Below are 13,275 nucleotides of genomic sequence, written 5' to 3'. Positions count from 1 at the left end.
CTAAAAGTAATGTCCTCGCCGGGCTTCAATACGGAAACACCTCCACGTATGTGGAGAAAACAGCAATATTTTGTATAAAGACTTAAGAAATAATCAAAGTATTGTTATAAAAATTTAACTTTTTATTAACCCAGGTCTTTTACCGGAAACAATAAGCTGAAGGTCAGATATTCTGATCACTTGCTTATCGGGCAGACCAAAAGTGTGGATTCTATATCCAGGAGAATTAGTCGTTGATTCGATTAACAAACTTCCTGCACCGAATTTTTGTTTTAACAAAAATTGAGTTATTTTTTTTGAGAGATAACCGCTGACTCCCGTAACAAAAACTCCAGGTTTTAATTCTACAAACCAAAGCTTTATTCTTCCTCGCACAGCAGGGTGAAGGTCATTCGTTATTAGGATTATCATTTTTCAGGCCTAGTATGCAAGAAATATCTTTAGGGATTTGCTCAAGCAGCCTTCCCTCTACAACTCTTTTGACGAAAGCAGTTCTCAGTTTCTCGGCAAGATAAACTCCAGCCATTTCTTTTGTTATACAAAATGCTAAATCAAGCGAATAATAAGGCTTGTAGAGATCGGCGATATCGTATACAAAGGGAAGAGGACTACCTGAATGAATAAATCCAATTTTAGGAGAAAGTCCCATTGAGTGAACGCAAGCGTTGATAATGCTGTACAAGGCAGTATTACACGCAGTGATGCATTTGTTTGTCAAATCACTGATTTGGAATTCACCGGGTTTATAGCTTCTTCCGTGCCAGAGAACGTCGTACTTAACAGACAGATCGTAATAGAGATTTTTTACCCTGATGCCTTCCATGCCCATTAATTCTTTTAAATTTTTTTTATCAATGTCTGTATTGGGAAAGCGATAAGAAAACATTTTTTTGGCGACTTTCAATCTTTTTTGGGGATCCGAATACAAAGTCAACTGCTTAACTAAATTGCGAGTATTTTGTGTCGGCGTTTGCCCGGCTGCGTAATAAAGTAGGCTGTCTTCGCCGACCCATGAAACCATGCAGTTCACCATTGCCAGGACTTTGATGGCTTCATGTGTCACAGAAGTTCCCGGGCCTAGAAGCAAAGATTGAATGGTGCTGATGGGCAGGGGAATAACCCTGCCCTCAGAGTCGATCCACTTTACGCTACTGTCGTCGACCTCAAGTCGGCCTCTTTCCAAGTAGACAAATGGGTATCTATCTTTGATTTGCGGTAAATATTCTTTGTCCACTCTAATGAGTAATCGATTTGACTTCATTGTTCAGGTTCGACAATAGTTACAAAGCGATCAGAGTACTTTTTGAATTCACCGAATTGCTTTGGGATATCATGCAAAGCAATGACTTCACCCTGATCAGGAAATGCCCCTTCAAGGATTGTTTTTGTGCATATTTTCTGTTTGTGCTCTGCTATGTTCTGAGCCTGTGTAAATGCCTCCTCTTTGTTTGTAAAGACTCCCTGGTATATCCACTCTGATGGAATACAATTTTTTCTTCCCAGTGAAACAAAATAAATAGGATCAACAATTCTCTGTGCTATCTCTTGAGCAAGCTCCTCAGGAAGCTCCCATACCACTGCGTAGCTTGCATCCTGCAAGTAGTACCTATAAGTGATCTTTGAACCGGTACCATTAGGTGATTTTCCGAGAGCAGTTTTAGGTACCAGCAACGATTCGAAAGGATCGTTGCTATCGTACCCATTCCCCACAGTTTGAAAATCTTGCAGTAAAGAAATATTTCTTTTCTTAGATGAATACGCAAATACAGTGATTTCTGTGTTAGCTAATTCATTCAGAAATTTTTTCTGCTCTCCACGAGCTCCCATAGAAGCACAAACCATTCCACATAAAGCAGATTTGGTTGGAAATTTGAGAGTGTCCCGCCTTCCGTAGCGGGAGTCATTACCCCATGACTGAAATGGTCCTTCCAGCCATAACAATAAATATGCATTATTCATAACATACAGATTTTTTTAGAACTTGAATCAATTCATCAATACTGCCTTGTTGTGCAGAAAGTTCATATTCTTCGATTTTGCCAAACAGACTACCGCTCATTCTTATTTTTGAGGTCAAGAAACTATTTAGGGCATCAATGCTCGGTTGTAAATATCCGCCACCCTTTTTGGCGTCATACCGAACCGGTTCATCACAAGAATATTGCAGAGGTTGGCCTTTTCTCACATATATTTTTGCATAGTCCCAACCGCACTGACCGGAGAATGTATTTTGACGAGCCTGAGGAACGGCGAGATAGAGGGCTTTAACAAAAGTTTCAATAGCCTTTTGCATTTCAGGGGATTGACGATCTTCAATTCCTAAGGTTTCAGCTAATTGACCGAGATCCAAACAGACATACCGATAATATGTAGCTGAGCTAAACTCTGCCGATCCCATATGTGCGGAACCTTCTTGGGCATCAAGATTGAAATCATCTAAGGCTGTGAAAAAGTCAAGATCGGAATTGACTTTATGGGTAGAAATAGCATGAGAAAAAGCACTGGCGGCTTCAATATTTAACTCCGGAGCTTTTGCAACCATTCTTCCAAAAAGTGCCAAATCTAAACCGTCAAGAGCGGATATGCGAGTCTTTTTCGAAATTTTGACAAGATCTTTCAATAAAGCCTTGTCATCAATTTTAGATAAATCAAATGAATGGTCTTGCGCATATTGAGCGTAGGCCCTTACTTCGGAATCAGATAGAAAATACAAAGTATCTTTAGCTAAAAGAGTACTTATTTTTGTCGCACAAGTTTTCGCTTTTTCGGTGTCAGCTTGAAGTTCAATACAGGCTTCTTCAATTAAATCAGTAATATGTTTTGTGCGAACAGCTAATTTCACTCCTAAGCCGTGCAGGGTAAGACGAATCTGCCTTTTCCAGCATTGGGAACTGACTCTTGCACGAGTAACTCCACCGACAATAGCTGATTTAGGGGATCCTAAGTCATCACGGTTTAAACAGGTGACGGGGAAACTTTGAAGAATATGAAACTCAATTCGTGTTTTAGTAAAAGGATTGGTCATGATTAATCTCTCAAAATGTTATTGATAAATCGGAACAAGTTGAAGCAGTCCGCAGCCGAAAGCGTGAGCTCGACCGATTCCGTGAGCAAAGGAGCTCGCAAAAAGTTCAAAATTCGTGACGGTTAACGTGCCTTCAATTTCAGCTCTTGAGATGGTCAGCAAATTTCCGTTTTTTCCTTTGAAGTTCAGAACCTCAATAGAGGTGACATTGAGATCCGAAGTTGCAAAACCCCAAGAACTTACAGATTTTTCAGCAAACCACACAGAAATATTTGTTTCTCCTATAACGGGTTTCAATTTCCCGGTGTTTTTGTCTCGAATGGTCGGATTAACTAGTAACCGGAATCGGTATTGAGAAAACTTGAGAAAATTTTCAGGGATTTTCTTTGTAATTACTGTTCCGATTTTTTCATTCCGAATGTTCGGAGCCCGGTCAGAAAGTATCAAAAATCGCCGTTCGATTGAATTGCTTTTTTGCTCTGCGTATAAGAAACCGCTTTTTACCGACGAAGTTTTTTCAGCATTACTTCGATAATCTTCAAATAATGAGTAAATTACCCTGTGAATGCTGTACTCATCGGAAATTTTGAGAACTTGGAGGTCTTTGTATCCAAGGGTTAGTTGCGATAGAAATAACACTTAAAGCTCCTGGGAATAAAAATCTTTCATCCATTTGATGCGCAGATTATCTCTTTGATTTTCGTATCGAAATAACAACATGTCTCTATAGATTGAGGCATAATCCACACGGATGTTTCTGCTCGATATCAGATCAAGAATCGGTCTCAAATTTAAGGCTAACTCTCTGACGTTTTCGCAGGAACATAATTTCCTCATCCTTAATATGGCCGCATCGCTTTCACTTTTGTCTGGGAAGCTCAATGCCAGGCCCCGAGCAAAGCTGACAGCTCCGTTTTCCGAGGTATTTGAACGTGCTATTGAAGCCATAACGGTAAATGCAGCAGTACGATGGTCAAAATTGTCAGCGTCAATTCCAAGCTTGAGTAAAAATTCAACGCATTGGTAATTCAGTCGTGAAGAATCAGCCCTTCGGAAAGCCGCTCTTACCCCTTTATCTTTTATTGATGAAAAAACTATTTCTATAAATTTTTCTTCGTTCATATCTTATTAACCTCTTTTCCGGGCATATGAAGAATTGGGATGATATTTGGTCCATGCCATCAGTTGCTTACTTGTGGTGTAGGGACATAAATCAGAATAAATTTCTTCCGAAATTCTGAAAATTCTTTGATGAAGACTTTCAAACTGCTGTTTTTGCTTAGCAAGGTCTTTTTCAACGCAGCAGTCAATAATGTTTTGGCACAGAGTTTCGGTCTGCAACCAGAATTTGCTTTCACCAAACTTAGCTATTTCGGTATCCAGTTTCATTTCTTCGCAATACTTGCGAATACATGTTCCAAGTTTCTTCGCTTTCTGATCGAGTTGTTTAATTTCTTCAGAGAACAAGGTAAACCATGTAAAGTCACTGAGTTCTTTGAGCGAGAGTCTGAAACTTGAATCAACATAGTCATCGCTGCCAGAGACAAACTGTTCACCTGCTTTATTACTGACTCGCAGCCCACCCGACCAGTAATGCACCTGTTTATACTGGTTATTGGGATCAGCAGTTGACAGTGTTCGACTGTGTCTGTTGAAGATGGTAAGTTGAGTGCAGCTCAGTGCCGGTGATGAGAGATTAGTGCTTAGAATTGCCGTCAGCTCTCTCCAGGGTCTTTTCATGGGATTAACAAGCAATGCTTTCGGTTTATCCCCTAAAGTAAGAGAGGCTGTCGTATCGACTATGCCCTCTTTTGAACTTGAGTATTGAATGCCTTCTGTGAGGTGAATATTCTGATTTTCGATTAAGCAAAAACGACAAAGGGGTACGAGCCGGCCTAATAAACTACCTTTTAACATTTTTGCAGTGTCACAATCTTCCCCTTGGGGCATTTTTTCCCATGGAGCTTGCCCCCTTCCAAAGGGGAAAATGGTTTGCATTTTTTCAGTCTCAAGTTGTTCTTGTGTCCAAAGATTCAGCCAAAGGGTTTCCCAAATATTTTCTCCTTGAACATAGGTATGTAACAAACCGGACTGTTCAAGTGAGCAACCTGGTTTCCCGGAAGCTTTCTTACCCTTATACCCACTAGTTAAAACTAAAGAATTATCTGTTTTCTTTCCACCTAGGGCAAAGCTCTGCAAGGTTAAAAGGTTCAACGTCAATTCTGCATCAGACAAAACTCTGTTTGTTTGAGTTTGAGTTAGAACCGTTGTGTTTCCAGAAGCAATTTCGGGGACAACAACAGAGAAAGGCTTAGCTCCAACCCCTTTCACTACTGGCATCTGCAAAAAAGGTTCGGGACCATATAAGTTAAATTTGTTTTCGTGAAACTGTAAGTATTTTAGTGCTTCACGGGCGAGTCCCTCTGCGGTTAGATCCAACCATTCCTTTTCATCTTTGGGAGTGATGGCACTTTGGGCGATCGCCAACAATAATTTAAATATTGAGACATGTTCAATGGGGTTCCCGCCTATTAAAGGGAAGGGATTGGAGAAAATTTCGTATAAACTTTTTTCTCCGTACCCAACTACAGGTAGCCAAGGATTAGAAACCAATGAGAATGATTTATTCATTAAATTTTCCTTTTTAAATATTGAAGTCCAAGATTGCCCGAAGCCATCCTAAATCTGTATGAGAATGCAGAGGGACAATCTTCACCCAACGACCGCAACATGCCTTCACTGTTTATAACAGCAATCCAAAGAGGCGAGTCCTCTAGATAAACGTATTGATTTAAATGATATGTTTTTATTAAAAGATCAGTGTCAGTTTTAGGAGTAAAGCTGTTTCTTCTTATTGATAAAAGCTGTTTTTCGATTAATCGACTTAATCGAGCTTTCAATGAATGGTCATTGCATACCCATGGAAGGGTGATCATTTCATTGTCAAAAGTACAGAGGGTTGTTTCTCGATTGTCTTTATCGGCTTTAATGGATCGGACGATAAGAAGATCCGTCATTGGATCTGATAATCGAGTTTCTTGGCAATTTTCTGTAACTTCAGCCTTTTTAGCTAAGTTTCGCATCTCAATGATTCCCTTGCGCTTACCATCACCGTGTAGCATGGCATTTAATGGATCGCTGAAATATGAATCTGTTTCTGTCCGGTCTCGATAAACACTTTCAATTAAGTTTCGAATTTGTTCAGGTAACTGAAATGTCTTTTGCGTGCATTCAGTGAGAACCTCTTTTGTTCTTCGAAGAATATAGGGGTAGTAGACCCTGTAAGTAGCAGCGAAGTCCTCCTGCAGGCTCTCTTGGTCTTGTTCAGGAGTGATAATCCAGATTTGTCTTTTCGCTGTTACGGGACGCTTAATATGGGAATGTCTCCATAATCGTCCTATTCTCTGTAATAAAAGATCAATAGGGGCTAAACGGGAAACTAAAAAATCAGCATCAATGTCAAGCGATTGTTCAAGCACTTGAGTGCCGATCAATATCCGTCCTTGTTCATTGCGAACTTCTATCCCATTTTTTCCATAAATTGATACCCAATGATCCTCTAATTCTCGTCGGTGTGAGGGTAAAAATCTGGAATGGATAAGTCCCAACTCAATTCCCTGCAAATCATATTTAGCCAGAATATCAGAATATATTCTTTGGCAATCGGCGACAGAATTTTCAATCCAAAGAATTTGCTGACCGGATCGTGCTCGTTTTATAACCTCTTCTATAACGGCAGAAGTATCCGTTTTTAAGTCAAAACTTACCGTTTGTTGAGAGGGAACCTTTGAAGGTAATTCAATGAGTTTTTGCTTATTTGAGTAATGGGTAATTAATGGATAAGAGTCATTAAACCGATAGTTTTTATCAGTTTGGGAGAAATTAAGTAACGCTTTTTTGCTATCACTCGACAGCGTAGCGCTCAAAATTAAAACCGTTGATCCTAAGTCTGAGAGTTTCTTAACTAATGTTTCCAAAAATACACGAGTGAAAAAATCATACGAGTGTACTTCGTCTAGTATTACAACTTTCCCGGCTAATCCGGCCAAAGTTGCGAAACTCCTCTTATTAATCATCGAGGCGAAAAGTGCTTGGTCCAGAGTACCGACACCGAATGTGTCCAGAATCCTTCGACTTCTTTGCGAAAACCAGGATTTTCCTGGAGAAAGCGCACCGCTATCAAATCGGGAACCAACAATAATTTGGGAACTTAAATCGGATTCAGCTTGAATTTTTGAGAGAAATTCATCGACACGCTCTTTTATTTTTAATGATGTTAGGCAAGTTGGCAAAGCAAAATAAATTCCTCGGGCCAATCCCTGATTTAACATTTTATAAGCTGCGTAAAGAGCAGCTTCAGTTTTGCCAATTCCCATTGGTGCTTCAAGGATATAAACTCCCGGGGCACTTATAGCGTCTATAAAATCTTGTTGTATCTGTCTGGGACTGAAACCAAAAATTTCTTTAAATGTCAGATTCTTTTTGATACTAGGGATAGCATATCCGTTGTCTTTTAATAAGTTGACAGTCAGTTTCTTCCATTGAATGTTTGGATCTTCAAAGAGTTCGGCAGACCCAAGCCAGTCCGCTTGTTGAGTAATGCCAGCGATGGTTTCGGCATGATAGTCGTCAAAATACGGTATCTCCTCTACCTGAAAGTATTTTTTTAGATTTTTGAAAAAATTTTGTCGTTCGTTTTCCCAAGATACCCCACCTAAAAGGCTACTGGTAGAGGTAAGAAGTTCCAAATTCCCTTTGATGAGAATTTTGTGATGGGAGCCTAACGCCCAGGCCAATTTATCCTGAAGTCCCCAATCTCTGAGAGAAATATAAGTGACTCCACCGTGAAACTGATGTCTTTCTTCAATTATTCTGTCTGCATCCAGTAAATTATTGTCCTCGATGACCCTTTTTAACTTATTCTGAAAACTAGGACAAATTTTTCCTAAATCATGCAGCGATGCTAGAAGTCCAATCGTTTTGATATCCGTAGTTTTGAAAGTATCTTTCGGGAAAAGTTTAGCTAATTCTTGAGCGATATTTCCCACAATAAGACAATGTTCCCAAACACTTCTGCCGGCTGTTACCGTACCTTCTGTATTTGTTCGAGTCTTGGCTAGACAATCTTGAAATGCAATAGCCTTACATACATGACAATTGTCTTCTATCTTAGGGCGTCTCATGATTATTCAGTAAATGAATTTAGGCTAAAATGAATCAGCACTAATTCGCTTTTTCATTCTTTATACCGACTATAACACAAGAAACTTCAAATTAAGACGCAATTAAACAGCGCCACGATTCTCTACTAGCAGTATCATCACAATATTGATGAAATCCTTTAGAATTAGCCAACTCAAGAAAATCAAAGATAGTGACCCCGTGGTGAAACAGGATATCACGATAGCCTCCTAAGCTGTAATTCTGGGTTCGAGTCCCGGCGGGGCCACCATCAAAATCAACAATTGGCTCGGTCTGATGATCGGGCCATTGTTGTTTAAAGAAGTACTCTAAAACAGAAAAATAATCAGTAAAATAGCGTGTTTGCGAAAAGATTTCGACGAGTTGTTTTTAAAAGATGCTTTGAAAAACAATCGTTTTTGAAGGAAATCAGCAAAGTCTAAGAGTGTTCATTTTTGTCTTTTGGTTCTCGGAATAATTTTCAATGGCTACTAGTAAACGTTCTGAATACGGTGAATCCAGTATTAAGGTTTTAAAGGGACTTGAACCGGTCAAACAACGTCCGGGCATGTATACCCTAACTGATAATCCTCTGCATATCATCCAAGAAGTTATCGATAACTCCAGTGACGAGGTCTTGGCAGGCGGTGCCTCACGTATTGAGGTGACATTGCATAAAGATGGTTCGGTCACGGTAACCGATGATGGTCGCGGTATTCCGGTAGGCATTCACAAAGAAGAGGGTGTTCCGGCAGTTCAGCTCGTTTTCACGCAATTGCATGCGGGCGGTAAGTTTGAAAAAGATTCAGGCGGTGCCTATTCCTTCGCTGGCGGTTTGCACGGTGTGGGTGTATCGGTTACCAACGCTTTATCAACTCGATTAGAAGTCACTGTTTGGCGTGAAGGTAAAGAACATCGAATTGTTTTTGCCGACGGCGATGTGATTGAACCGCTCACAAGCCAAAAGAGTCCGAGACCGAAATCGGCCACGGGAACACGAGTTCATGTGTGGCCCGATCCCAAGTATTTTGACAGCCCCAATATTCCGGTTGAACAGTTAACGCGTTTACTTCGCTCCAAAGCGGTTTTGATGCCGGGCTGTGAAGTCGTCTTTATCAATGAAAAAAATGACTCCACTCAGACCTGGAAATTTGAAGGCGGACTTCGTGAGTATCTGCTCTCAGAAATGACAGCCGAGCCGATGATTCCGCCCTTTGAATCAAGCGGCTACGCCACTGACGAATCCATGGGTTTTGCCGTTGGCGAAGGCGCAAGTTGGGTGGTCGCCTGGCAGGAAGAAGGAGTGCCGGTTCGGGAAAGCTACGTCAACCTTATTCCGACGCCTGCCGGCGGCACACACGAATCGGGTCTTCGTGAAGGGCTTTATCTGGCGATGAAGGCTTTCATTGAGGCGCACGGACTGATGCAAAAAAGCGTCAAACTTTTAACCGAAGACGTCTTTGCCCGAGCCAGCGCCATTTTGAGCGCCAAAGTGCTCGATCCGCAATTCCAGGGTCAGACTAAGGAACGGTTAAACAACCGTGATGCTTTGCGTCTGGTGAGTAATTTTGTGCGTACTCAATTTGAGTTTTGGTTGAACGGTCACGTTGAAGAAGGTAAAAAGCTTGCCGAGCTCGTGATCAAGCAAGCGCAAGCTCGCCAGAACTCTGCCAAGAAAGTCACTAAACGCAAAGGCTCCAGCGTAGCGGTTTTGCCCGGTAAGCTCACCGATTGTGAAAGCGAAGATATCAGTAAAAACGAGCTCTTCCTCGTTGAAGGTGACTCGGCCGGCGGCTCAGCTAAAAAGGGCCGTGATAAGGACTTTCAGGCTATTTTGCCCTTGCGAGGCAAGGTGTTGAACACTTGGGAAGTGGATCGCGACCGTATTTTTGCCAATAACGAAATTCATGATATTTCCGTGGCAATCGGCGTGGATCCGCATGGACCTGAAGACGATCCTGATTTGTCAGAGTTGCGCTACGGAAAAATCTGCATCATGGCCGATGCTGATGTGGACGGTTCACACATTCAGGTCCTGCTTTTGACGCTTTTCTTCCGTCATTTCCCGGCACTGATTCGCAAAGGTCATGTTTTTGTGGCCAGACCGCCGCTGTTTCGTATGGATGTCCCGAAGACCGGACGAAAACCGGCCCGAACCATTTATTGTTTGGATGAACGGGAATTGGCCGTTGAGCGTAAAAAGCTTGAAAAGGATAAGGTCAACATGGATAAGGTGACGGTGTCCCGATTCAAAGGTTTGGGCGAAATGAGTGAGCAGCAGCTTTGGGAAACAACGCTCAATCCTGAAACGCGCCGTCTGATGCCGGTGACCTTCGGTGAACTCTCATTGAGTGAAAGCCGGGAAATGTTCGATATGCTGATGGGTCGCTCGGAAGCGGCTATGCGTCGGGCATGGATGGAAAACAACGGTGATCAGGTTGAAGTGGATATTTAAGGAGATCGGACGTGACTAAAAAACAGACTGAAGATTTGTTTTCGGCCGACCTTTTCGGCAATGATGAAGAGAATATTGAAATCCAAAATGAGTCTGAAGTGACAGAAGCGGTCGAAAAAGATTTGCCGATGGACGCTCCATCAACGCAGGAAGTCAATATTGTTGATGAATCCGCAGAAAACGATTCCTCTGAAACGGAAAGTGAACCTGAAGTCATTCCGCTTGAAGCCCGTCCTGTTTTGTCAGGCGACGATGGAGAGCAATTGACTCTAGCGCATTTTGCCAGCCACGCTTACCTTGAATACGCTATGTCGGTGGTGAAGGGTCGTGCACTGCCGGCAATCGGTGACGGACAAAAACCTGTGCAGCGTCGCATTCTTTTTGATATGCACGAAATGGGCTTGGGAAGACCCGAGGCCAAGACCGTGAAAAGTGCTCGTGTGGTGGGTGATGTTTTAGGTAAATACCATCCGCATGGGGACACGGCCGCTTACGAAGCAATGGTTCGCATGGCGCAGGATTTCAACATGCGCTATCCCTTGGTTTTAGGTCAGGGCAACTTCGGTAGCCGTGACGGTGACGGCGCTGCGGCCATGCGTTACACCGAGGCTCGGCTGACCAAAATTTCCCGTTTGCTTTTGGATGAAATCGATGAGGGCACGGTGGACTTTGTGCCCAACTACGACGGGGCGTTTAAAGAGCCGCAGATGTTACCGGCTCGTTTGCCTTTTGTCCTTTTAAACGGATCAAGCGGTATTGCTGTGGGTATGGCAACAGAAATTCCCTCACACAATATCAAAGAGGTGGCAGCCGCCTGCCTGATGCTTTTGGATAATCCTCAAGCAACGCTCGATGAGGTTCTGTCGGTATTACCCGCTCCGGACTTTCCGATGGGCGGACAATTAATCAGTAAAAAGGAAGATATTCGCGAGGCTTATCGCAGCGGTCGCGGAACACTTAAAGTTCGTGCCCGATACACGTTTGAAGAAATGCAGCGCGGACACTGGCGCTTGATTATGACGGAATTGCCGCCCAATACCTCTGCTCAGCGTGTATTAAATGAAGTGGGTGAAATCACCAACCCGAAGATCCGTCCTGGGAAAAAGGCATTAACGTCTGAGCAGCAACAGGCTAAGGCTGCCATGCTTGCATTATTGGACACAGTTCGGGATGAAAGCGATAAAGAAACGCCCACCCGATTGGTTTTTGAACCCAAGACGAAAAACGTAGACCGTCAGGAGTTTGTCAATGCATTACTGGCTCAGACGAGCCTTGAATGCAACGTCTCGATGAACCTCGTGATGGTGGGCTCTGACGGGAAACCGCGCCAGAAGTCTCTGATGGATATTCTCAACGAATGGTTGAGTTTCAGAGTCCAAACGGTGCGTCGTCGTACGCAGTTCAGGCTCGAGAAAACACTTGAACGCATCCATATCATGGAAGGGCGTCATTTGGTTTACCTGAATTTGGATGAGGTGATTGCCATCATCCGTGAAGCGGATGATCCCAAAGAAGCCTTGATGGCACGCTTCCCATTGAGTGAAATTCAGGCCGAAGATATCCTTGAAATTCGCTTGCGCCAATTGGCTCGTTTAGTGGGTATCAAGATTGAAGCGGAGTTGGCAGAACTTAATAAAACCAAGAGTTCTTTGGAGCGGCTTTTGGGTTCTGAGAAACTTTTGAGAAATCTTGTTGCGAAAGAAATCTCTCAGGATGCCGCCGAATTCGGGGACGAACGTCGCACATTGGTCGAAGAAGCTTCGAGAGCCGAAATGACTCAGACTGTGGTAGACGAACCGGTCACAGTGGTTATCAGTCAAAAGGGTTATGTTCGCTCTCGTACGGGTCACGGACATGATGCAACGGTCATGACCTATAAGATGGGTGACTCTTTTGCTGTGGCCTTTGAGTGTCGCACAACCGATCAGATGGTGGCGGTCGCCGATAACGGCAGGGTCTATACGATTGCGGTCTCTGATTTCCCGAGTGCCCGAGGTGACGGATTACCGATCAACAGCTTCATTGACCTTGAAAAGGGATCGGCCATTGTGGGTTACTGTGTTGCCAAGCCCGAACAGCGCGTAGTCATGGCAACAAGTGAGGGTATGGGCTTTATCTGCCAATTTAAGGATCTCTTTGCACGGGTCAAGGCCGGTAAAAACTTTATCAAGGTGCCTGAGAAAGGTGTGAGAATTCTGGTGCCGCAGGTAGTGGCTGAGGATCAGACACTTTTAGCCTGTCTGTCTGAAGAAGGGCGTCTTTTGATTTACGATCTTAACGAAGTGCGGACATTGCCGGGTGGCGGCAAGGGAGTCGCTTTGATGGATCTCAATCTGACGGAATCGCTTGTCGTTGCCAAACCGATTGCCAGTGAGGGTGTGTTGGTAACCGGTATCGGTAGGGGAGGCAAGGTGCGTTACTATGCTGTCAAGAAAGCGGTTCTTGAGTACCATCTGGGTCACCGTGCCCGAAAAGGTAAGGCTCTCGATATCCGCTGGAAGGCAACAGACTTGCAGCCGCTGCCGAAAAAGGATTCAGCAGAGCCGGAAGCTGCATCATCTGAAGAACTGTCGGATACACTTTTCTAGTGATTATTTAACCGTCAGGGGGCATC

The 13,275-nt window shown here is 43.2% G+C and carries 10 protein-coding genes, 1 tRNA gene and 1 CRISPR repeat array (1 of these 12 running past the window's edge); of the genes, 3 read left to right on the top strand and 8 right to left on the bottom strand.

What is annotated here, in order from left to right; all coding sequences use genetic code 11:
• A CRISPR array of direct repeats spans positions 1–61; the repeat unit is 28 nt; unit sequence GAAACACCTCCACGTATGTGGAGAAAAC (it extends 1,860 nt beyond the left edge of the window).
• Between the two features lie 53 nt (positions 62–114).
• From cas2e to cas3, 8 genes are read right to left on the bottom strand one after another with little or no spacing between them, the layout of a single operon-like run.
• Positions 115–411, bottom strand: coding sequence for a type I-E CRISPR-associated endoribonuclease Cas2e (gene cas2e, locus H5985_RS09655; protein WP_205050514.1), 297 nt, complete (start codon positions 409–411; stop codon positions 115–117).
• Positions 389–1,261, bottom strand: coding sequence for a type I-E CRISPR-associated endonuclease Cas1e (cas1e, locus tag H5985_RS06555; RefSeq protein ID WP_205050513.1), 873 nt, complete (start codon positions 1,259–1,261; stop codon positions 389–391). The genes cas2e and cas1e overlap by 23 nt, the downstream gene beginning before the upstream one ends.
• Positions 1,258–1,959 carry a type I-E CRISPR-associated protein Cas5/CasD gene (gene cas5e, locus H5985_RS06550; protein WP_205050512.1) on the bottom strand — a complete coding sequence of 234 codons (702 nt, stop codon included), beginning with the start codon at positions 1,957–1,959 and terminating at the stop codon, positions 1,258–1,260. Before cas5e ends, cas1e begins: the two co-directional genes overlap by 4 nt.
• The gene (cas7e, locus tag H5985_RS06545; protein ID WP_205050511.1) at positions 1,952–3,025 is read right to left on the bottom strand and encodes a type I-E CRISPR-associated protein Cas7/Cse4/CasC; all 1,074 of its coding nucleotides are present in this window, start codon (positions 3,023–3,025) and stop codon (positions 1,952–1,954) included. Before cas7e ends, cas5e begins: the two co-directional genes overlap by 8 nt.
• 18 nt (positions 3,026–3,043) lie before the next feature.
• The gene (gene cas6e, locus H5985_RS06540) at positions 3,044–3,664 is read right to left on the bottom strand and encodes a type I-E CRISPR-associated protein Cas6/Cse3/CasE (protein WP_205050510.1); all 621 of its coding nucleotides are present in this window, start codon (positions 3,662–3,664) and stop codon (positions 3,044–3,046) included.
• Positions 3,665–4,147 carry a type I-E CRISPR-associated protein Cse2/CasB gene (gene casB / locus H5985_RS06535; protein WP_205050509.1) on the bottom strand — a complete coding sequence of 161 codons (483 nt, stop codon included), beginning with the start codon at positions 4,145–4,147 and terminating at the stop codon, positions 3,665–3,667.
• 6 nt (positions 4,148–4,153) lie between these two features.
• Entirely contained in the window at positions 4,154–5,656 is a 1,503-nt protein-coding gene (casA, locus tag H5985_RS06530; protein WP_205050508.1) for a type I-E CRISPR-associated protein Cse1/CasA, read from the bottom strand.
• A complete protein-coding gene (gene cas3 / locus H5985_RS06525; RefSeq protein ID WP_205050507.1) occupies positions 5,656–8,208 on the bottom strand; it encodes a CRISPR-associated helicase Cas3' in 2,553 nt (850 codons plus the stop codon). Before cas3 ends, casA begins: the two co-directional genes overlap by 1 nt.
• A 193-nt stretch (positions 8,209–8,401) precedes the next feature.
• On the opposite strand from cas3, the gene H5985_RS06520 reads away from it, so the two are divergent.
• The 3 genes from H5985_RS06520 (at position 8,402) to parC (ending at position 13,249) form a co-directional block, all read left to right on the top strand.
• Positions 8,402–8,477, top strand: a tRNA-Arg gene (locus H5985_RS06520).
• Positions 8,478–8,690: 213 nt separating this feature from the next.
• A complete protein-coding gene (locus H5985_RS06515) occupies positions 8,691–10,661 on the top strand; it encodes a DNA topoisomerase IV subunit B (RefSeq protein WP_205050506.1) in 1,971 nt (656 codons plus the stop codon).
• Between the two features lie 128 nt (positions 10,662–10,789).
• Positions 10,790–13,249, top strand: a complete 2,460-nt coding sequence (gene parC / locus H5985_RS06510; protein ID WP_205050552.1) for a DNA topoisomerase IV subunit A — start codon at positions 10,790–10,792, stop codon at positions 13,247–13,249.
• Positions 13,250–13,275: the final 26 nt, after the last annotated feature.

Origin of the sequence: Parasutterella secunda (genome assembly GCF_016901835.1) — a bacterium.
GTDB lineage: Bacteria > Pseudomonadota > Gammaproteobacteria > Burkholderiales > Burkholderiaceae_F > Aphodousia > Aphodousia faecavium.
This window is presented reverse-complemented; position numbering and strand designations above follow the sequence as displayed.